Annotated in this window: 18 protein-coding genes; 4 read left to right on the forward strand and 14 right to left on the reverse strand. The window is 72.1% G+C overall.

The window, feature by feature from the left end; translation table 11 throughout:
* Positions 1-9 precede the first annotated feature (9 nt).
* The 12 genes from nuoK to K313_RS0108705 form a co-directional block, all read right to left on the reverse strand.
* Positions 10-309, reverse strand: a complete 300-nt coding sequence (nuoK, locus tag K313_RS0108650; RefSeq protein ID WP_019286409.1) for an NADH-quinone oxidoreductase subunit NuoK — start codon at positions 307-309, stop codon at positions 10-12.
* Positions 306-1,073: an NADH-quinone oxidoreductase subunit J gene (locus tag K313_RS0108655; RefSeq protein ID WP_019286410.1), complete on the reverse strand. Its 768-nt coding sequence runs from the start codon at positions 1,071-1,073 to the stop codon at positions 306-308. Before K313_RS0108655 ends, nuoK begins: the two co-directional genes overlap by 4 nt.
* Entirely contained in the window at positions 1,070-1,837 is a 768-nt protein-coding gene (gene nuoI / locus K313_RS20560) for an NADH-quinone oxidoreductase subunit NuoI (protein WP_019286411.1), read from the reverse strand. The genes K313_RS0108655 and nuoI overlap by 4 nt, the downstream gene beginning before the upstream one ends.
* A complete protein-coding gene (gene nuoH / locus K313_RS0108665; RefSeq protein WP_029211285.1) occupies positions 1,830-3,260 on the reverse strand; it encodes an NADH-quinone oxidoreductase subunit NuoH in 1,431 nt (476 codons plus the stop codon). Before nuoH ends, nuoI begins: the two co-directional genes overlap by 8 nt.
* A complete protein-coding gene (locus K313_RS0108670; RefSeq protein WP_029211286.1) occupies positions 3,257-5,698 on the reverse strand; it encodes an NADH-quinone oxidoreductase subunit G in 2,442 nt (813 codons plus the stop codon). Before K313_RS0108670 ends, nuoH begins: the two co-directional genes overlap by 4 nt.
* Positions 5,695-7,014 (reverse strand): NADH-quinone oxidoreductase subunit NuoF, encoded by a 1,320-nt coding sequence (nuoF, locus tag K313_RS0108675; protein ID WP_029211287.1) that lies wholly within the window; start codon positions 7,012-7,014, stop codon positions 5,695-5,697. The genes K313_RS0108670 and nuoF overlap by 4 nt, the downstream gene beginning before the upstream one ends.
* Positions 7,011-7,943: an NADH-quinone oxidoreductase subunit NuoE gene (gene nuoE / locus K313_RS20565; RefSeq protein WP_029211288.1), complete on the reverse strand. Its 933-nt coding sequence runs from the start codon at positions 7,941-7,943 to the stop codon at positions 7,011-7,013. Before nuoE ends, nuoF begins: the two co-directional genes overlap by 4 nt.
* The gene (locus tag K313_RS0108685) at positions 7,943-9,289 is read right to left on the reverse strand and encodes an NADH-quinone oxidoreductase subunit D (protein ID WP_019286416.1); all 1,347 of its coding nucleotides are present in this window, start codon (positions 9,287-9,289) and stop codon (positions 7,943-7,945) included. The genes nuoE and K313_RS0108685 overlap by 1 nt, the downstream gene beginning before the upstream one ends.
* A complete protein-coding gene (locus tag K313_RS0108690) occupies positions 9,289-10,029 on the reverse strand; it encodes an NADH-quinone oxidoreductase subunit C (RefSeq protein ID WP_019286417.1) in 741 nt (246 codons plus the stop codon). Before K313_RS0108690 ends, K313_RS0108685 begins: the two co-directional genes overlap by 1 nt.
* Positions 10,026-10,580 carry an NADH-quinone oxidoreductase subunit B gene (locus K313_RS0108695; protein WP_029211289.1) on the reverse strand — a complete coding sequence of 185 codons (555 nt, stop codon included), beginning with the start codon at positions 10,578-10,580 and terminating at the stop codon, positions 10,026-10,028. Before K313_RS0108695 ends, K313_RS0108690 begins: the two co-directional genes overlap by 4 nt.
* A 3-nt stretch (positions 10,581-10,583) precedes the next feature.
* Positions 10,584-10,949 (reverse strand): NADH-quinone oxidoreductase subunit A, encoded by a 366-nt coding sequence (locus K313_RS0108700; protein WP_156911259.1) that lies wholly within the window; start codon positions 10,947-10,949, stop codon positions 10,584-10,586.
* A 73-nt stretch (positions 10,950-11,022) separates the two neighbouring features.
* Complete coding sequence (locus K313_RS0108705) at positions 11,023-12,321, reverse strand: geranylgeranyl reductase family protein (RefSeq protein WP_240483962.1); 1,299 nt, start codon at positions 12,319-12,321, stop codon at positions 11,023-11,025.
* 334 nt (positions 12,322-12,655) lie between these two features.
* Between K313_RS0108705 and K313_RS20570 the strand changes: the two genes are divergently transcribed.
* A complete protein-coding gene (locus K313_RS20570; protein ID WP_029211292.1) occupies positions 12,656-13,318 on the forward strand; it encodes a YdcF family protein in 663 nt (220 codons plus the stop codon).
* On the opposite strand, the gene K313_RS0108715 is transcribed toward K313_RS20570, so the two are convergent.
* Together K313_RS0108715 and K313_RS0108720 are read right to left on the reverse strand one after the other, a co-directional pair.
* The gene (locus tag K313_RS0108715; RefSeq protein ID WP_029211293.1) at positions 13,308-15,287 is read right to left on the reverse strand and encodes an acyl-CoA dehydrogenase family protein; all 1,980 of its coding nucleotides are present in this window, start codon (positions 15,285-15,287) and stop codon (positions 13,308-13,310) included. The two genes, K313_RS20570 and K313_RS0108715, sit on opposite strands and share 11 nt — an antisense overlap.
* A 45-nt stretch (positions 15,288-15,332) precedes the next feature.
* On the reverse strand, positions 15,333-16,028 hold the full coding sequence (locus tag K313_RS0108720; RefSeq protein WP_029211294.1) for a demethylmenaquinone methyltransferase: 696 nt from the start codon (positions 16,026-16,028) through the stop codon (positions 15,333-15,335).
* Between the two features lie 98 nt (positions 16,029-16,126).
* Here K313_RS0108720 and K313_RS0108725 point away from each other — a divergent pair, with 98 nt between their 5' ends.
* The 3 genes from K313_RS0108725 to K313_RS0108735 are packed head-to-tail and all read left to right on the forward strand — an operon-like array spanning position 16,127 to position 19,658.
* Complete coding sequence (locus tag K313_RS0108725; RefSeq protein ID WP_051274068.1) at positions 16,127-17,290, forward strand: lipid II:glycine glycyltransferase FemX; 1,164 nt, start codon at positions 16,127-16,129, stop codon at positions 17,288-17,290.
* Positions 17,287-18,360 (forward strand): alanine racemase, encoded by a 1,074-nt coding sequence (locus tag K313_RS0108730; RefSeq protein ID WP_029211296.1) that lies wholly within the window; start codon positions 17,287-17,289, stop codon positions 18,358-18,360. Before K313_RS0108725 ends, K313_RS0108730 begins: the two co-directional genes overlap by 4 nt.
* Positions 18,361-18,362: 2 nt before the next feature.
* Entirely contained in the window at positions 18,363-19,658 is a 1,296-nt protein-coding gene (locus K313_RS0108735; protein WP_029211297.1) for an isochorismate synthase, read from the forward strand.
* Positions 19,659-19,712: the final 54 nt, after the last annotated feature.

Below are 19,712 nucleotides of genomic sequence, written 5' to 3' on the forward strand. Positions count from 1 at the left end.
GTCGCTCCTTTACAGCTTCAGCAGGTTGGCGTCGTCGACCGAGGCCGACCGGCGCGCGCGGAAGATGGACATGATGATGGCCAGGCCGACCACGACCTCGGCCGCCGCCACCACCATCACGAACAGAGCGATGGCCTGGCCCTCGAGCGTGCCGTGCATGCGCGCGAACGTCACGAAGGCGAGGTTGGCTGCGTTGAGCATGAGCTCGACGCCCATGAAGACGATGATCGCGTTGCGTCGCACCAGCACGGTCACCGCGCCGAGGCTGAACAGGATCGTCGCCAGGTAGATGTAGTTCATGAGGCTCATCGGGTGCGCCCCTCCTCGATCTCGCGCTCGATGGCGTGCTCGATGTCCTCGAACTGGCCGGGCTGCGCCACCTGGTCCCGGGCCTCCAGCACGGCGGAGACGGACAGCTCGGACGGGGTGCCGTCCGGCAGGAGGGCGGGGGTGTCGACGGCGTTGTGCCGGGCGTAGACACCGGGCGCCGGCTTGCCGGCGGGGAACCGACCGGTCTTGAACCGCCGCTCCGCGTAGACCCGCTGCGTCGTCTTGGGGATGAGGCGCTCGCGGTGGGCGAGCACCATGGCCGCCAGGGCCGCGGTGATCAGGAGGGCGGACGTGAGCTCGAAGGTCCAGACGTACGGCCCGAAGATCAGGTCCGCGAGGCCGTTGACGTTGCCGCCGGCGTTGGCCTCGTCCAGGCCGACGGGGGCGGGCAGCCGGGACTGGCCGATGACGGCGATCAGCAGCGCGCCGAGGCCGAGGCCCAGCAGCACGCCCCAGACGCGGATCCCCTTGTGGGTCTCCACCGTCGAGTCCGCCGAGTCGACGCCGATCATCATCAGGACGAACAGGAAGAGCATCATCACGGCGCCGGTGTAGACGACGACCTGGACGATGCCGAGGAAGTCAGCCCCCTGGGCGAGGTAGATGGCGCCGAGGTTGACCATGATCACGGCCATGCTCATGGCGGCGTAGACCGCCTTGCGGGCGAAGACCAGGCCGAGCGCCGCGAGCACGCAGACGATCGACGAGATCCAGAAGAAGACGGCCTCGCCGCTGGAGGTCATCGCCGGACTCCCTTCACCGAGTCTCGGGTGGCCTGCCGGCCGGAGCTGATCGTGTCGACGCCCTCGACGGGGTCGCCGGTGGGCGCCGTGCCGTCGGCCGGGTGGGCCTCGTGCTCGTCCACCCAGGACTGCTGCGCGGGGGTGGCCTTGGTGACCCGACCCCGGAAGTAGTCGCGCTCCTCCATGCCCTCCACCATCGGGTGCGGGGCGGCGATCATGCCCTCCTGCACGGGGGCGAGCAGCTGGTGCTTCTCGAAGATCATCTCGCCGCGGGTGTGGTCGGCCAGCTCGTAGAAGTTGGTCATCGTGAGCGCGCGGGTCGGGCAGGCCTCGATGCACAGGCCGCAGAAGATGCAGCGCAGGTAGTTGATCTGGTAGACGCGGCCGTAGCGCTCGCCGGGCGAGAACCGCGCCTCCTCGGTGTTGTCAGCGCCCTCGACGAGGATTGCGTCCGCCGGGCAGGCCCACGCGCACAGCTCGCACCCGACGCACTTCTCGAGGCCGTCAGGGTGGCGGTTGAGCTGGTGACGGCCGTGGAAGCGCGCCGCGGTGGGGCGCTTCACCTCGGGGTACTCCTCGGTGTAGCGCTTGCGGAAGAAGGTCCGCAGGCTCACGCCGAAGCCGGCCTGCGGGCCCAATGCCTCGATCAGGGGGTTGGCCCTGGGGCGCTCGTCCTGCGCGGCGCGGTGCTCACGGCTGACCTCGCCGCCCGTGCGGGACGCGGGGTCGAGCGAGCTGCCGGGCTCGGGCTTGGAGTCAGCCACGGTGGTCCTCCTCGTGGTCGTTCGCGGAGCTGCGGCCGGTGGCCGGAGCGGCGGTCACCGTGCGGTGGCTCGAGAGCGTGGGCTCGCGCAGCGTCTGGCCGGGCATCGGCGGCACGGGGTGGCCACCGGCGAAGGGGTCGATCTCGGCGGGCTGCTCGGGGCGCGCGGCCTCGCGACGGGACTCGTTGCGGCTCTCGATCAGCCAGGTCGCCACGACCGCTCCCAGGAGGAAGACCCCGATGATGATCAGCAGGGAGACGTAGAACGACCGACCGAAGGCGGTGATCGCGGTGTCGCCGAGGTGACCGAGCATGGCGGCGCGCACGAAGGCGACAGCCATGACCCACACCAGGGTGAGCGGGATCAGGAGCTTCCAGCCGAAGGCCATGAAGTGGTCGTAGCGCGTGCGGGGCAGGGTGCCGCGCACCCACACGAAGAAGAACATGAAGCCCCACAGCTTGAGGGTGAACCACAACAGCCCCCACCAGCCGTGGTTGAGCATGCCGTCGTTGATCAGCGTCAGCGGCGGCGGTGCCTGCCAGCCGCCCAGGAAGAGCGTGGTGGCCAGGGCCGAGACCGTGAACATGTTGACGTACTCGCCGAGGAAGAACATCCCGAACTTCATGCCTGAGTACTCGGTGTGGTAGCCACCGACGATCTCGCCCTCACCCTCGGCGAGGTCGAACGGCAGGCGGTTGGTCTCGCCGAACATGCAGATGACGTAGACGATGAACGAGAAGATCGCCGGGATCATGAACCACAGGCTCGCCTGCTTGGCGACGATCTCCGAGGTGGACATGGATCCGGCATACAGGAACACCGCGACGAGGGAGAGACCCATCGCGATCTCGTAGGAGATCACCTGGGCGGTCGAGCGCAGGCCACCGAGCAGGGGGTAGGTCGACCCGCTGGACCAGCCGGCGAGGATGAAGCCGTAGGCGGCGATGGATCCGGCGGCCAGCACGAGCAGGACCGCGACGGGGCCGTCAGTCAGCTGGAGCGGGGTGCGGTGGCCGAAGAGGTTGACCTCGCCCGCCATCGGGATGATCGAGAACCCGATGAAGGCCGTGGACCCCGCGATGATCGGCGCCAGGTTGTACATGAAGGTGTCGGCGTTGGCCGGGGTGAACGTCTCCTTCCACACCAGCTTGAAGCCGTCGGCAAGGGTCTGGAAGATGCCGCCGGGACCGAACCGGTTGGGGCCGGGCCGCTGCTGCAGGAAGCCGACGATGCGGCGCTCGAACCAGATCACGACGACGACGCTGAGCATCAGGTAGACGAAGACGAGCAGCGCCTTGATCAGCGTCAGCCACCAGGGGGTGTCGCTGAAGTCCGCGCGGTAGGTCCCGCCGGGGGCGAGCTCGGTCGCGAGCCGGTTGGTGCCCGCGAGCGCGGTGGCCGCGAGGGTCGGGAATGTGCTCACTGCGCAACACCCTTCGTCAGCGTGACGACGTCGCCGTTGTCGGCGACGAGGCGGGAGCGGACCGACTGGCCCGCGGAGCTGGTGGGGATCCACACGACGTGGTCGGCCATGTCCTCGGTGATCCGGACGGGGTAGGTCACGGTCCCGGACTCGGACTGCACGGTGACGACCTCGCCCTCGGCCAGGCCTGCGGCCTCGGCGGTGGCGACGGACATGCGGGCCACGGGCTCGACGGCCGTGCCGGCGAGGTAGGGCTCGCCGTCCTGCAGCGAGCCGCCGTCGAGCAGCTCGTGCCAGGTCGCGAGGACCGCGCGGCCCGAGCCGGTGCGGCCCGGAGCCACGGGGGCCACCGGGTTGACGCCCGTCCGCGCGCCCGTCCAGGGGCCGAGGCGGTGCATCTCGCGCTCGACCTGGGCGAAGGTGCGGGCCCCGAGGTAGGAGCCCAGCTCCCCGGCCAGGAGGTCGAGGACGCGGTAGTCGCTCATCAGCTCGGTCTCGATCGCCGCCTGGAACGGACCCACGCGGCCCTCCCAGTCGAGGAACGCGCCGGACTTCTCGGAGAAGGCGGCGACGGGCAGCACGACGTCGGCGAGCCGCGTCACCGAGGACTCACGCAGCTCCAGCGACACCACGAAGGCGCGCTCGAGGCCCTCGCGGGCCGTCCTCGGGTCCGGCAGGTCGTCCGCGTCGACACCGCCCACCACCAGGGCGTCCAGCTCGCCGTCGGCGGCTGCGCGCAGCATCGACGACGTGTCGAGGCCGGGCTCGGTGGGCAGCGTCGCGTCGTCCCAGGTCTGCGCCAGGGAGGCGAGGCCCTCGGCGGTGACGGGACGGCCGCCGGGCAGGAGGCCGGGCAGGCAGCCGGTCTCGAGCGCCCCCCGCTCCCCGGCACGGCGCGGGATCCAGGCAAGACGAGCGCCGGTGGCGCGGGCGACGTCCATCGCGGCGTAGTAGCCGCCCGAGGTGGCCGCGAGCCGCTCGCCCACGAGGATCACGGCGTCGGAGCCGGCCTCGCGCAGCGCGGTGCCCGCGTCGGCGAAGACGCCCTGGGCGTCACGCACCGCGGAGAGGACCTCGCCCTCGAGGCCGGGCGCGGCCTGCAGGACGGTGCCCCCGAGCTTGGTCGTGCCCCGGGAGGTGTACGGCGCCACGGTGTAGATCTTGAGGCGGTTCTTGCGGAAGGCCTTGCGCAGGCGCAGGAACACGATGGGCGACTCGTCCTCGGGCTCCAGACCCACCAGGAGGACGACCTTGGCCTGATCGAGGTCCGCGTAGGTCACCGCGCCGTGGTCGGGCGCCGTGAGCGCCACGTGGGACGCCAGGAACTCGGCCTCCTCCACGGAGTGGGGACGGGCCCGGAAGTCGATCGAGTTGGTGCCGAGGACCGTCCGCGCGAACTTGCTGTAGGCGTAGGCGTCATGGATCGAGGTCCGGCCGCCGACCAGGACGCCCGAGCTGCGGGCCCGCTCGAGCCCGGCCGCGGCGACGGCGAGCGCCTCGGGCCAGGAGGCGACGTGCAGCTCCCCGTCCTCGCGCCGCACGAGCGGCATGTCGAGGCGGTCGGCCTGCGTGGCGTACTGGAAGGCCCAGCGACCCTTGTCGCAGTTCCACTCCTCGTTGACCTCCGGGTTGTTGGAGGCGAGGCGGCGCAGGACCACGCCGCGGCGGTGGTCGGTGCGGATGGAGCAGCCGGACGCGCAGTGCTCGCAGGTGCCCGGCGTGGAGACGAGGTCGAACGGTCGGGACCGGAACCGGTAGGCCGCTCCCGTGAGGGCGCCCACCGGGCAGATCTGGACGGTGTTGCCGGAGAAGTAGGACTGGAAGGGCTTCTCCTGGTAGATGCCGATCTGCGAGGCCGCGCCGCGCTCGGTCAGCGAGATGAAGGGGTCTCCGGCGATCTGCTCCGAGAAGCGCGTGCACCGCTGGCACAGGACGCACCGCTCACGGTCCAGGAGCACCTGCGAGGAGATGTTGACGGGCTTGGCATAGGTCCGCTTGACGTCCTCGAAGCGCGAGGTGGCGCGCCCGTTGCTCATCGCCTGGTTCTGCAGCGGGCACTCGCCACCCTTGTCGCACACCGGGCAGTCCAGGGGGTGGTTGATGAGCAGCAGCTCCATCACGCCGTCCTGGGCCTTCTCGGCCACGGGCGAGGTCAGCTGGGTCTTGACCTCCATGCCCGGCGCGATCGTCATGGTGCAGGCCGCCTGGGGCTTGGGCATCGGGGCGATCTTGCCGTCACGCCCCGGCGTCGCCACCTCGACGAGGCACTGCCGGCAGGCACCGGCGGGCTCCAGCAGGGGGTGGTCGCAGAAGCGCGGGATCTGGATGCCGATCTGCTCGGCGGCCCGGATGATCAGCGTGCCCTTGGGCGCGCGGACCTCCACACCGTCGATGGTCAGCGTGACCAGGTCGGCGGCGCTGGTGGTGGGGGCGGTCATCGGGACACCGTCTCCTTCGCGAAGAGAGTGGAGGCCTCCGGCGGGAAGAGGTCGTACCACGGCGTGTGCATGCCGGCCTCGAACTCCTCGCGGAAGTGCTTGATGGCCGAGGAGATCGGCGTGGTGGCGGCGTCGCCGAGCGCGCAGAAGGAGCGGCCCAGGACGTTGTCGCAGATGTCGAGGAGCTTCTCGATGTCGCCCTCGTGGCCCTGGCCGACCTCGAGGCGCTCCATGATCTGCTTGAGCCACCAGGTGCCCTCGCGGCAGGGGGTGCACTTGCCGCAGGACTCGTGGCGGTAGAAGTCGGTCCAGCGGGAGACGACCCGCACGACGGACACGGTCTCGTCGAACACCTGCAGCGCGCGGGTGCCGAGCATCGAGCCGGCGGCGGCGACGGAGTCGAAGTCGAGCGGGACGTCGAGGTGCTCCTCGGTGAAGATCGGCGTCGAGGAGCCGCCGGGGGTCCAGAACTTCAGGCGACGCCCGTCGCGCATGCCGCCGCACAGCTCGATCAGCTCGCGCATGGTGATGCCGAAGGGGGCCTCGAACTGGCCCGGGCTGGTGACGTGGCCGGAGACGGAGAAGATGCCGTGGCCGGCGGACTTCTCGGTGCCCATGCCCTTGAACCACTCGGGGCCGTGCAACAGGATGCCCGGCACGGAGGCGATGGACTCGACGTTGTTGACCGAGGTCGGGCGGGCGTACAGCCCCTGAGCCCCGGGGAAGGGGGGCTTCAGGCGCGGCTGCCCGCGACGACCCTCGAGCGAGTCGAGCAGGGCGGTCTCCTCGCCGCAGATGTAGGCGCCGGCGCCGGCGTGGACGACGATGTCGATCCGCTTGCCGGTGCCCATGGCGTTGTCGCCGAGGTAGCCCGCGGCGCGGGCCTCCTCCACCGCACGCAGCAGGCGGCGGTAGACGTGGACGACCTCACCACGGAGGTAGATGAAGCCCAGCTCGCCCTGCACGGCGTGGGTGGCGATCGCGAGGCCCTCGATGAGGTGGTGGGGCGCCGCCATCATGAGCGGGATGTCCTTGCAGGTGCCCGGCTCCGACTCGTCCGCGTTGACCACGATGTAGCGGGGTCCGCCGTCCGGGGGTGCCATGAAGCTCCACTTGAGCCCCGTGGGGAACCCAGCGCCTCCGCGGCCGCGGATGTTGGAGTCCTTGACCGCGCCCAGCACGGCGTCGGGCTCCATCGACAGGGCCTTGCGCAGGGCCTGGTAGCCCTCGGCCTTGGCCTCGTAGGTCGCCAGCGTCCACGAGCGCTCCTGGTCCCAGGTGCGGGTGAGGACGGGGGTCAGCTCGGTGGTGGTCACTTGGTGTCCCCCTTGGGGTCGGAGGTGTTGCCGGCGGACGCCTGGTCGTCGACGGGCGACGTCGCGGGATGCTTGGCCTCGGAGCTCTTGCCCGCGGCGGCCTCGGCCTCGGCGGAGCTCTGCTTCTCGCCCGGTCCGGGCTGGGCGTCGACCTTGCCGCTCTCGCTGCTGCCGGCACCGTCGGCGCCGGGGACGGGCCCGGTGGCCTCCTCGCCCGCGCGGGCGGAGGAGGGCATGTCCCAGCCGTGCTCACGGGCGATGCGCAGGCCACGCATGGTCGCGACGCCACCGCTCGGGCCCTCGTCCGCGTGCCCGTCGAGGAAGCCGGCGAGCACGCGCGACACCTCCTTGAAGGTGTGCACGCGGTCCGGTCCCCGGGTGGGGCGGACGGCCTGACCGGAACGCAGCGCGTCGACGAGCTCGCGCGTCGACCGCGGCGTCATGTTGTCGAAGAACTCCCAGTTGGCCATCACCACGGGGGCGAAGTCGCACGCGGCGTTGCACTCGAGGCGCTCGAGCGTGATCGTGCCGTCGGCCGTCGTCTCGTCGTGACCCACGCCGAGGTAGTCGCTGATGTCGTCCCAGATCTGGTCGCCGCCCATGACCGCGCACAGGGAGTTCGTGCACACGCCGACGAGGTAGTCGCCGTTGCGGTGCCGCTTGTACTGCGTGTAGAAGGTGGCCACGCCGGACGCCTCGGCCGCCGTCACCCCGGCGAACTCGGCCGCGAGCTCGATGCCGCGGGTGGAGACGTAGCCGTCCACGCTCTGCACCAGGTGCAGCAGCGGCAGGAGCGCCGAGCGCTTCTGCGGGTAGCGCGCGACCACGGCGGCCGCGTCGGTGCGCAGACGCTCCGCGACCTCGGGCTCCCAGGGCTGCTCGAGGTGGTTGGGCTGGGTGCCGTAGTTGGGGGCATCGAAAGCTGACATCAGCGGTCCACTCCTCCGAGCACCGGGTCGACGGAGGCGACGGCGACGATGACCTCGGCCACCTGGGCGCCCTCGCACATGGCAGCCACGGTCTGCAGGTTGTTGAATCCCGGGTCGCGGAAGTGCGCACGGTGCGGGCGGGTGCCGCCCATGGAGACGAGGTGGCAGCCGAGCTCGCCCTTGGGCGACTCGACCGCCTGGTAGGCCTGGCCCGCGGGCACGCGGAAGCCCTCGGTCACCAGCTTGAAGTGGTGGATGAGGGACTCCATCGACTCGCCCATGATCTCGCGGATGTGCTCGAGCGAGTTGCCCATGCCGTCGCCACCGATGGCCAGCTGGGCCGGCCACGCGATCTTCTTGTCGTCGACCATGATCGGGCCGGGCGTCGCCTCGAGGCGGTCGAGGCACTGCTCGACGATCTTGAGCGACTCCCACATCTCGGTGAACCGCAGGCGCAGACGTCCGTAGGCGTCCGACGTGTCCCAGGTCGCCACCTCGAAGTCGTAGGTCTCGTAGCCGCAGTAGGGCTCGGCCTTGCGCAGGTCATAGGGGTAGCCGGTCGCGCGGAGCATCGGGCCGGTGACGCCGAGGGCCATGCAGCCGGTCAGGTCGAGGTAGCCGACGTTCTCCATGCGGCCCTTGAGGATGGGCTGCTCGTTGATCAGCAGCTCCAGCTCGTGGATGCCGCGGCGCAGGTCGGGCAGCTCCGCGCGCAGGTCGCGGATCGCCTCGGCGGGGACGTCCTGGATGACGCCGCCGGGACGGATGTAGGCGTGGTTCATGCGCAGCCCGGTGACCGCCTCGAAGAACCGCAGGATGCGCTCGCGCTCGCGGAAGCCGAACTCCATCACGGTGGTGGCGCCCAGCTCCATGCCGCCGGTGCCGGTGCACACCAGGTGCGAGCCGATCCGGTTGAGCTCCATCATCAGCACCCGGATGACGTTGGCCCGCTCGGGGACCTGGTCGGTGATGCCGAGGAGCTTCTCGATCGCGAGGCAGTAGGCCGCCTCCTGGAACAGCGGCGTGAGGTAGTCCATGCGCGTGCAGAAGGTCACGCCCTGGGTCCAGGAGCGGTACTCCATGTTCTTCTCGATGCCGGTGTGCAGGTAGCCGATGCCGACGCGGGCGTCGGTGACCGTCTCGGCGTCCAGCTCGAGGATGAGGCGGAGCACCCCGTGCGTGGACGGGTGCTGGGGGCCCATGTTGACGACGATGCGCTCGTCGGAGTGCTCGATCGCCTCCTGGGCGAGGTCGTCCCAGTCGCCGCCGACCGAGGTCAGCTCGTAGCCCTCCTCGTCCTGCCCGGCGCCGCCGGTGGCCGTGAACTCGCTGTGTGCGGTGCTCATCAGTTGTACGACCTCCGCTGGTCGGGGGGCGGGACGGTGGCACCCTTGTACTCCACCGGGACACCGCCGAGGGGGTAGTCCTTGCGCTGGGGGTGGCCGGGCCAGTCGTCCGGCATCATGATGCGGGTCAGCGCCGGGTGGTCGTCGAAGACGATCCCGAAGAAGTCCCAGGTCTCGCGCTCGTGCCAGTTGGCTCCCGGCCACACCTTCGTCACGGACGGGATGTGGGGGTCCGCGTCGGGGCAGCTGACCTCGAGGCGCACGCGACGCGAGCCGTGGGTGAGCGAGAGCAGGTGGTAGACCGCGTGCAGCTCGGCGCCCTCGACCTGCGGGTAGTGGACCCCGGACACGCCGGTGCACATCTCGAAGCGCAGGCCGGGGTGGTCGCGCAGCGCCTGCGCGACGGCGGCCAGGTGCTGGCGGCGCACGTGCAGGGTCATCTCGCCGCGGTCGATCACCACGGCGTCGATGGCCTCGGCGAACGACGCGGAGCCGCCGAGCAGGGCCTTCTCGAGGGTGTCGGCGACGTGGTCGAAGTACGAGCCGTAGGGGCGGTCGGACTGCCCGGGGAAGAGCACCGGGGAGACCAGGCCGCCATACCCGGAGGTGTCACCGCCGCGCGAGCCGCCGAACATGCCGTGGCGGCGACCCATCTCCACGGGCCGCAGGGACCCGCCGTCGACGGGCAGACGGCGCGCGGCCTCGCCCTGCGCCTCGGCAGGGAGCTTGTCGTCGGTCATGCCAGCAGACCCTTCTGCAGGTGGAGCGGGGTCGCCTCCATGGCGGCCCGCTCCGCGGCCCGGGCCGCCTCCTCGCGGTTGACGCCCTGGGGCGAGGCCTTGACGTAGTCGTGCAGCGTAAGGATGGCGTTGAACAGCATCTGCGGCCGCGGCGGGCAGCCGGGGAGGTAGACGTCGACCGGCACGATGTGGTCCACGCCCTGCACGATCGCGTAGTTGTTGAACATGCCGCCGGAGCTGGCACAGACGCCCATGGCGATGCACCACTTGGGCTCGGGCATCTGGTCCCACACCTGGCGCACGACGGGGGCGAACTTCTGCGAGCACCGGCCGGCGACGATCATCAGGTCGGCCTGCCGCGGCGTCGCGGAGAACCGCTCCATGCCGTAGCGGGCGATGTCGAAGTCGGGGCCGCCCGAGGCCATCATCTCGATGGCGCAGCAGGCCAGGCCGAAGGTCGCCGGCCACATGGACCGGTGCAGCATCTGCCCGGCCACGGCCTCGAGCGTCGTCAGGGCGATGCCCGACGGGATCTTGTCTTCCACACCCATGGGTCAGTCCCACTCCAATCCGCCACGTCGCCAGACGTAGGCGTACGCGATGAAGACGGTCAGCACGAAGAGCACCATCTCGACCAGGGCGAAGAGCCCCAGACGGTCGAAGGCCACCGCGAACGGCAGCAGGAACAGCGACTCGACGTCGAAGATGATGAAGAGCATCGCGGTCACGTAGTACTTGACCGGGACGCGGCCCCCACCCTGGGCGACCGGGCTGGGCTCGATGCCGCACTCGTAGGAGTCGAGCTTCGCCCGGTTGTAGCGCTTCGGGCCGATGAAGCCGAAGACGAGCACCGACACCACGGCGAAGGCGATGCCGAGGGCGAAGAGGAAGAGGATCGGCACATACGGGTTGATGCTCATCCCGCCACGCACCCCTTTCGGTTGGTCTGCGACTTCATCCTAGGGTCAGCCCCGCCCACTCGCTCACGGGCGGTCATGACGAGGGCACCAGACGGGTGAGGGCCATGATGGCGCGGTCGGTCAGCGCGGGACTGTGCTCGTCGGCGAGGTTGGCCATCACCTTGAGCAGGAGCCTCATCAGGGTCCGCCGCGGCAGGCCGTACTTGACCGCCAGCCGCATGATCTCGGGGTGGCCGATCAGGGAGGCGAAGCCGCGCCCGAGCGTGTAGTAGCCACCGAGCTGGTCCTTCATGATCCGCGGGTAGGCCTGCAGCACGCGCTCGCGCCCGGCGTCGTCGCTGCGGGCGAAGGCCTGCACCACCACCTCGGCGCTGTGCCGGCCGGCCTCCATGGCGTAGTCGATGCCCTCGCCGTTGAAGGGGTTGACCATGCCTCCGGCGTCGCCGACGAGCAGCAGGCCGTCGGCGTACAGCGGCTGACGGTTGAGGGCCATCGGCAGGGCCGCGCCCCGCATGGGCGCCGTCATCGTGTCGGGGGTGCACTCCCACTCGGGCGGCAGCGTGGCCACCCAGCGGCGCAGCAGGTCCTTGTAGTCCACCTGACCGAAGGCGGGCGAGGTGTCGAGCATGCCCAGGCCCACGTTGACCCGTCCGTCGCCGAGGGCGAAGATCCAGCCGTAGCCGGGCAGCAGGATGCGCTTGGCGTCGGGGTCGGCCGGGTCGGCATACGGGTCCTCGGGCACCCACAGCTCGAGCCAGGACTCCATGTAGTCGTCGTTGGTGCGCGGGCTCGTGTAGTAGGTGCGCGCCGCGACGCCCATGGGGCGGCGCTCGAGCTTCTGCCGGCCGACGGCGGTGCCGAGCCGGCTCGAGACACCGTCGGAGGCGATCACGACGGGGGCTCGCAGCTCGCGGACCTCACCGGTGGCGCGTCCGTCCTGCATGACCTTGGCCTGGACACCGACGACCCGGCCGCGCTCGACGACGGGAGCGGTGACGTTCATGCCCTCCATCAGCCGGGCGCCGGTCGCGGAGGCGTGGCGGGCCAGGGTCTCGTCGAGGGTGGCGCGGGCCCGGGCCAGGCCGTAGCCCGGGAAGGCCGAGCTCTCCGGCCAGTCCAGCTCGAAGGTCTGCCCCGCGCCGACGATGCGGAGGCCCTTGTTGCGGATCCAGCCGTCCTCCTCGCGGGTGGGGACGCCGAGCGTCGCCAGCTCGCGGACGGCTCGGGGGGTGAGCCCGTCGCCGCAGATCTTGTCGCGGGGGAAGGTTGCCTTGTCGAGCAGGACGACGTCCAGGCCGTGCCGCGCGAGGTGGGTGGCGGTGGCCGAGCCGCCGGGGCCGGCCCCGACGACGATGACGTCTGCGCTCTCCACGCCGTCAGGTCGTGGGATCGTCCCAGAGGTCACAGCCACTCCGCATCGCTCGTCCGTCGTCGGCAACTCCTGTGCTCCGCCGCGCTCGACGGCCGGCAGGAGGCGCACCACCTCGGGAGTCTAGGAGGGCTCCGCACCGATGTCGCGTTAGGCAAGCCTCACTTGTGCACGCCTTCACAAGATCGTCGCCCGATCGTGACCCGCGCCGGCGCGATCGCGGGTGATCTCCGGTGACGGACCCGGACCGGCCGTATGACGCCCTCCCCCCCCCCCCCCCCCCCCCCCCCCCCCCCCCCCCCCCCCCCCCCCCCCCCCCGGACCTAGACTCGCCGCCGTGCTCGCGACCCTCCTGCTCCTGCTCGCGGCCGTCCTCGCGGCCACCTCCGCCTGGATCGTCCTGGTCGCCCTGGCCTACGTCGCCGTCGGCGTGCTGCTCCCCCGCCTGCGGCTGCGCGAACGCCCCCGCTACGTCGCCGTCCTGGGGTCCGGGCTCGAGGCCGGCCGGATGCCGGACCTGCTGACGCGCCGGATGGACACGGGCATCGAGCGGTGGGCGGCCCTGCACGCCGAGGACCCGCAGGTCCGGCTGGTCCTGTCCGGCGGGCAGGCACCGGGCCAGCCCCGGTCAGAGGCCGCCGCCATGGCCGAGCACGCCCGGTCCCGTGGGGTGCCCGACGCCGCGATCGTGCTGGAGGACCGTTCGCGCACCACCGAGGAGAACGTCGCCTTCACGCGCGCGCTGGTCGCCGACCTGCTCGGGCCGGCCGCGGTGGGGGTGCTGGTGACCAGCGGCTACCACGTGCCTCGCGTCGCCGACCTGGCCCGCAGCGCCGGCCTCACCGCGCTCCTGGCCGGCGCGCCCGCCGTCGGTCTGCCGTGGGCGCGGGTCGTGCGGCACGAGGTCGTGATGACCCTGGGACGTCACCCCGTGGTGCACGCCCTGGCCGCGCTGGCGGTCTGCGTGGTCGTGCCCGCCGTCGTGGTCCTCACCCGGTAGTGATCCCGCCCTGGCCGGAGACGGCACCCTGCACCGAGGCCTCGACCTCGGTGCTGCTGAGCGGGTCGAGCAGGTCGCTGGCGAGCCACTCCCGTGGGATGGCGAACGCGTCCACGAGCGTCTGCGCGTGCGGACGCACCTGGGCCAGCAGGTCGTCCACGCGCCCGGTCAGCCGCTTGGCCTGCTCGGGCGACAGGCGCCCGTGCTCGAGGTACCACGCCCGGTGGGCCTCGACGGTCGAGCAGGCGAACAGGTCGGCCACGAGGTCGAGCAGGTCGTGCGCCTCCCCCGGCGGGCACTCGTCGATCGCCGCGGCGAAGGCCTCGAGCAGGATGCGGTCGGTGTGGGCCCGGGCCGCCTCGAGGACGTGCTCCCCCGCCGCGTCGAAGGTCTGCCAGGCCTGACGGGGGTCGTCCCGGTCGGCCCGGCGCAGCCGGGCGGCCAGGGTCTCCAGGACGTGCTCCTCGCGGTCGGTCAGGAGCGCGAGCTGGCCGCCGCGGTCGCCCAGCGCGTCGTCGGCGTCGCGGCCCGGCGCCCCGGTCAGCAGCCGCTGCACGAGCGAGCCGCTGATGGTGCGCTCCAGCAGCGCCGCCCCGGCCTGGCGGGCGACGGTCGCGACGGTCTGGACGGCGTTGAGGTCCTCGAACTGGGACGCGTAGGACGTGAGCAGGCTCTTGCCGACCAGCTGCAGCAGGACGGTGTTGTCGCCCTCGAAGGTCGTGAACACGTCGGTGTCGGCGCGCAGCTTGCCCAGCCGGTTGAAGGAGAGGTAGCCCGCACCACCGCACGCCTCGCGGCAGGTCTGGATCGTCGTCGAGGCGTGCGACGTCGACGCCACCTTGAGCGCCGCGGCGCGCGTCTCCAGCCGTCGCCGGTCCCGCTCGTCGGCGTCGTCACCGGCCCGGAGCACCTCGTGCATCGTCCTCGTGAGGTCGTTCTGGGCGTACATCAGGGCATAGCTGCGGGCCAGGGCGGGGAGCAGCTTGCGCTGGTGGACCCGGTAGTCCAGGAGGACGACGTCCTGCCCGTCGAGGCCGGCGAACTGGCGGCGGTGCAGCCCGTAGATCGTCGCGAGGGTGAGGGCGTTGCGGGTGGCGGAGCCGGCGGCGGCCCCCACGGTGATGCGGCCCCGCACCAGGGTGCTGAGCATGGTGAAGAAGCGGCGGCCGTCGGACTCGATCGGCGACGAGTAGGTGCCCTCCGCGTCGATCGCGCCATACCGGTCCAGCAGGTTGTCGCGCGGCACCCGCACGTGGTCGAAGGTGAACCGGCCGTTGTCCACGCCGGGCAGGCCGGCCTTGCCACCGCAGTCGCCGATGGTCACCCCGGGCAGGGACCGGCCGGCGTCGTCCCGGACCGGGACGAGCACGCAGTGCACCCCGTGCCCCGTGCCGTCCGCGGTGACGAGCTGGCCGAAGACGGCCGCCATCCGTCCGTCCCGGGCGGCGTTGCCGATGTAGTCCTTGCGCGCGCTCGGGTCGGGGGTGTGCACGACGAGCTCGTCGGTGGCCGGGTCGTGGGTGATCGTCGTGCGCAGCGACTGGACGTCGGACCCGCGCCCGGTCTCGGTCATCGCGAAGCAGCCCAGCAGCCGCGCCTGGGCGATGGGCTCGAGGTAGCGCTCGTGGTGCCGCTCGGTGCCGAGCGCCGCCACGGCCCCGCCGAAGAGTCCCCACTGGACCCCTGCCTTGACGAAGAGCGACAGGTCGCCGTGCCCGAGCATCTCGAAGGCGGTGACCGAGGCTCCCTGGTCGGCCGAGCCCTGGTCGGTCGACAGCCCGAGCCCGGCGAAGCCCAGCGAGGCGAGGTCGAGCAGCTGGTCGAGGACCCGGGCGCGGTAGTCCTCGGTCGACAGGTCCGTCTCGGGTGGTCCGAACCGTCCGGGCTCGATCTGTCGGCGCGCGAGCTCGCGCACCTCGGCCCACGGGCCGTCGAGGGAGGAACGCAGGGCATCGGCGACGTCGCTCATCCACCCATGCTGCCCCAGCGACGGCGGGCTGGGCGAGGAGTCGGGTCAGACGGGCTTGACGGCCCGGTGCACCGCGGCGATCCCGCCGGTCAGGTTGCGCCACTGCACCTGGGACCAGCCGGCCCGCTGGATGCGGGTGGCCAGGGTGCGCTGGTCGGGCCAGGCCCGCATCGACTCCGCGAGGTAGACGTAGGAGTCGGGGTTGCTCGACAGGGTGCGGGCCACGGTGGGCAGCGCCCCCATGAGGTAGGTGGTGTAGAGGGTGCGGAAGGCGCGGTTGGTGGGCTGGCTGGACTCGCCGACCACCAGGCGGCCGCCCGGGCGGGTGACCCGCAGGAACTCGGCGAGGGCGGCGTCGGTGTCGACGACGTTGCGCAGGCCGTAGGACATGGTGACGACGTGGAAGCTGTCGTCGGCGAACGGGAGCCGGGTCGCGTCGGCGGCGGTGAACGGCAGCGCCGCCCGGCGCTCCTTGCCGACCCGCAGCATGCCGAGCGAGAAGTCCGCGGGCACGACGCGCGCCCCGGCCTCGACGAACGGCAGGCTGCTCATGCCGGTGCCGGCGGCGATGTCCAGGATCGTCTCCCCCGGGCCGGCGGCCACCGCCGAGGTCACGGCCCGCCGCCACAGGCGCATCTGACCGAAGGTCATGACGTCGTTCATCAGGTCGTAGCGACCCGCCGTCTCGTCGAACATCGAGGCGACCTCGTGCGGCTGCTTGGACAGCGTGGCTCGGCTCATGACGGACATCTTCACACGGCGGGGCCCCGGGCCCGGTGTAGCCTGAACCGGCGTCAGGCTCGCCTGCGCCCGACCGATCGCCTACCCGGACGAGGACCATGACCGAGCCTTCGACCACCGCCCGCCCGCCCCTGCGCATCGTGTCGCTGGGGGCCGACGGCCTCGACGCCGGCGTGGAGGCCCGCTCCGGCAGCTTCCTGCAGCTGTCGTCGTGGGCCGCGCTGAAGTCCGAGTGGGAGGGCGAGCGGATCGCCTGGGTCGACGAGCACGACGACGTCCAGGGGGTCGGCCTGGTCCTGCACCGTCGCCTCCCCAAGGTCCGCCGTTCCCTGGCCTACCTGCCCGAGGGGCCGGTCCTGCCGTGGGACGAGGTGGCCGAGGACCCGCAGCGCTGGTTCGGCCCGCTCGTCGAGCACGCCCGGCGCTCCGGAGCGTTCACGCTGCGCGTCGGCTGCCCCTCGACGGCTCGCACCTGGGACCCGGGGACGGTCAAGGCCGCCCTGGCCGACGAGGAGCAGACGAGCCTGTATGCCGTCCCCGCCGACTCCGTGGACGCGTCCGGCTCCGCCATCGTCTCCTGGCTGCAGGCGCACGGCTGGTCGCGGGCCGACGACGGGCCGGGCTTCGCCGCCGGGCAGCCGCGCCTCACGGCCGGCCTCCCCCTCGCGGGTCAGACGGAGGAGTCCCTGCTCAAGGGCATGAACCAGCAGTGGCGCCGCAACATCAAGGCCGCCACCAAGGCCGGCGTCCAGGTGCGCCTGGCCACCCCCGAGACGCTGCGCGAGGACGTGGCCGCGTTCCACCGCGTCTACGTCGAGACCGCCGAGCGCGACGGCTTCACGCCCCGCCCGGAGTCCTACTTCCACCGCATGGCCGAGCTGATGGGCGCCCCGGGGTCGCCGGCCCGCTTCGAGCTGGCGCTGGGCGAGCTCGACGGCGGGCTGCTGGCGGCCACGATCAACATCACGGTCGCCGACCGCTGCTGGTACCTCTACGGCGCCTCGACCACCGCGCGCCGCGAGGCGCGGGCGATGAACGGCACCCAGTGGTTCGGGATCCAGCGCGCCCTCGCCGAGGGGTGCTCCGTCTACGACATGCGCGGCATCACCGACGAGATCGGCAACGACGACCCGCACGCCGGGCTCGTCCGGTTCAAGATCTCCGTGGGCTGCGACGTCCACGAGCGCGTCGGCGAGTGGGACCTGCCGATCAACCGGCTGCTGCACAAGGCCTTCCAGCTCTACCTCGGGCGGCGCGGATGACCTTCACGCTCGTCATCGACCGGCCCCGCTGGGAGACGCACGTCGACACCTATCTCGCGGAGCACCCCTGGGTGGTGCCCGTGGTCAAGGGCGACGGCTACGGCATCGGCGCCGAGCGCGTGCTGGCCCAGTGCCGTCGCGTCCAGGCCCCCGTCGTCGCGGTCGGCACCCCGGCCGAGGCGCAGCAGGCGTTGGACGCCACCGACGGCGACGTGCTCGTCCTCTTTCCCACCCTGCCGGGCGAGGCGCTCCCCGACGACCCGCGGCTCGTCCACACCGTGGCCTCCGAGACCACGCTGCGCGAGATCCTCGGCACCGGGCGGCGGTTCGTCGTGGAGGTGGACTCGCCGATGGGTCGCCACGGCATCGAGTGGCCGCGGCTGCCCTCGCTCGTCGACGCGCTGCGCGACGAGCGCTGCGAGGGCGTGGCCCTGCACAACCCGCCCTTCGGCGACCGCGTCGAGTTCGTCTCGTCCCTCCTGGACCGCCTCGGCGAGCTGGGCGTGGCGGTCCCGCGGCTCTATGCCTCCCACCTGACCGCGGACGAGGTCGGGCGGCTCTCCGGCACCGCCGGCGACACCGTCGTGCTGGTCCGCACGGGCACCGACCTGTGGCTCGGCGACCCCGCCGCGCTCACGGCATACGGCCAGGTCATCGACGTGCACCCGGTCGCCAAGGGCCGCTCGATCGGCTACTCCCAGCGGACCGCTCGCAAGGACGGCTGGCTGGCCGTCGTGGGCGGCGGCACCGCGCACGGCGTCGGCATCGAGACGGCTCGTCCCCGTATGACGCCGCGCCTGGCGGCGCGGAAGGCCGCCCGGGTCGTCGCGACCCAGCTGGGTGGGGCGCCGTCACCGTTCCGGCTCGACGGTCGCCGGCTGACCTACGCCGACGTCCCGCACATGCAGGTGTCGATGGTCAGCGTCCCGTCCGGCGACGCGGTGCGGCCGGGTGACTGGCTCGCGTGCGACATGCGCATCACCGTCACGCGCTTCGACGAGGTCGAGGTGCGGGGCGCAGAGTCCGGCCCCGGCTCCGGCTCTGGCTCCCCGGGGGACCTGCGGCGGTGACGATCTCGACCACGTCGTCCGCCACCGGCACGGACGGCTCCGCTCCCGTGCCCGCCCTGCGGGTGGTGACGCGCCGCATCGCCGACCCGGGCGACCTCCTGGCACTGGTCCCGGCGGACCTGCCTGCGACCCAGGTGTTCTCGTGGCTGCGCCGTGGTGACGGCATCGTCGGCTGGGGCGCGGCCGGCCGCGTCGACACCTCGGGGGCCGAGCGCTTCGCCGAGGCGTCCCGCTGGTGGACCGCGCTCGTGGCCGAGTCGTCCGTCGACGACGAGGTCCGGCTGCCCGGCTCGGGACTCGTGGCGTTCGGCTCGATGGCCTACTCCTCGTCCTCGCCCGCCGGCGGCACGCTGATAGTCCCGTCGGTGGTCGTGGGCCGCCGCGGCGACCAGGCGTGGCTGACGACGTGCACGCCCGCCGGCGAGGCCACCCCGTCGGTCGTCCTCGAGCCCAGCACCGTCCCGGCGGCCTCCGCGGGCGTGTCCTTCGGCGACGGCTCCCTCACGCCGACCCAGTGGATGGGCGCGGTGGCGACCGCCGTCTCGCGCATCACGGCCGGAGAGCTGGACAAGTGCGTCCTCGCGCGCGACCTCACGGCCCGCGCCCGGACGCCCCTCGACACGCGCACGCTGCTGCAGCGCCTGAGCACGAGCTACCCCAACACGTGGGCCTTCTCGGTCGACGGGCTGGTCGGGGCCACCCCCGAGATGCTCGTCCGGCTCGAGCGCGGCCTGATCACCTCCCGCGTCCTCGCCGGGACCATCCGCCGGACCGGCGACGACGAGCGCGACCTGTCCCTCGCCGCGCACCTCGCCCGGTCCTCCAAGGACCTCGTCGAGCACGAGTATGCCGTCCGCTCCGTGGCGGATCGCCTGGCCCCGCACTGCGACTCGATCAACGTGCCCGAGTCGCCGTTCGTGCTGCACCTGCCCAACGTCATGCACCTCGCCACCGACGTGGCCGGCGTGCTGTCGTCCCGCTCCACCTCGCTGGCGCTCGCCGAGGCGCTGCACCCGTCGGCGGCGGTCTGCGGCACGCCCCGCGACGTCGCGGACACCCTGATCTCCGAGCTGGAGCACATGGACCGCGGGCGGTATGCCGGACCCGTGGGCTGGCTCTCGGCCGACGGCGACGGCGAGTGGGGCATCGCGCTGCGGTCCGGGGCCATCTCGGCCGACGACCCGCGCGAGATCCGCCTCTTCGCCGGCTGCGGGATCGTCGCCGGCTCGGACCCCGCGGCCGAGCTGGCCGAGTCGGACGCCAAGCTCGTCCCCATGCGCGACGCCCTCTCCTCCTAGGGGCGCCCGGCCCACCGCATCTCTGGGGGCGCCCGGCCCGACCGCGTCTCTGGG

Origin of the sequence: Arsenicicoccus bolidensis DSM 15745 (assembly GCF_000426385.1) — a bacterium.
GTDB lineage: Bacteria > Actinomycetota > Actinomycetes > Actinomycetales > Dermatophilaceae > Arsenicicoccus > Arsenicicoccus bolidensis.

What these genes read in the sequence shown, in the direction of transcription:
- nuoK (WP_019286409.1), bottom strand. Translation starts at nt 309, where the DNA reads ATGAGCCTCATGAACTACATCTACCTGGCGACGATCCTGTTCAGCCTC.
- K313_RS0108655 (WP_019286410.1), bottom strand. Translation starts at nt 1,073, where the DNA reads ATGACCTCCAGCGGCGAGGCCGTCTTCTTCTGGATCTCGTCGATCGTC.
- K313_RS0108670 (WP_029211286.1), bottom strand. Translation starts at nt 5,698, where the DNA reads ATGACCGCCCCCACCACCAGCGCCGCCGACCTGGTCACGCTGACCATC.
- nuoE (WP_029211288.1), bottom strand. Translation starts at nt 7,943, where the DNA reads ATGTCAGCTTTCGATGCCCCCAACTACGGCACCCAGCCCAACCACCTC.
- K313_RS0108685 (WP_019286416.1), bottom strand. Translation starts at nt 9,289, where the DNA reads ATGAGCACCGCACACAGCGAGTTCACGGCCACCGGCGGCGCCGGGCAG.
- K313_RS0108690 (WP_019286417.1), bottom strand. Translation starts at nt 10,029, where the DNA reads ATGACCGACGACAAGCTCCCTGCCGAGGCGCAGGGCGAGGCCGCGCGC.
- K313_RS0108695 (WP_029211289.1), bottom strand. Translation starts at nt 10,580, where the DNA reads ATGGGTGTGGAAGACAAGATCCCGTCGGGCATCGCCCTGACGACGCTC.
- K313_RS0108700 (WP_156911259.1), bottom strand. Translation starts at nt 10,949, where the DNA reads ATGAGCATCAACCCGTATGTGCCGATCCTCTTCCTCTTCGCCCTCGGC.
- K313_RS0108715 (WP_029211293.1), bottom strand. Translation starts at nt 15,287, where the DNA reads ATGAGCGACGTCGCCGATGCCCTGCGTTCCTCCCTCGACGGCCCGTGG.
- K313_RS0108720 (WP_029211294.1), bottom strand. Translation starts at nt 16,028, where the DNA reads ATGAGCCGAGCCACGCTGTCCAAGCAGCCGCACGAGGTCGCCTCGATG.
- K313_RS0108725 (WP_051274068.1), top strand. Translation starts at nt 16,127, where the DNA reads ATGACCGAGCCTTCGACCACCGCCCGCCCGCCCCTGCGCATCGTGTCG.
- K313_RS0108730 (WP_029211296.1), top strand. Translation starts at nt 17,287, where the DNA reads ATGACCTTCACGCTCGTCATCGACCGGCCCCGCTGGGAGACGCACGTC.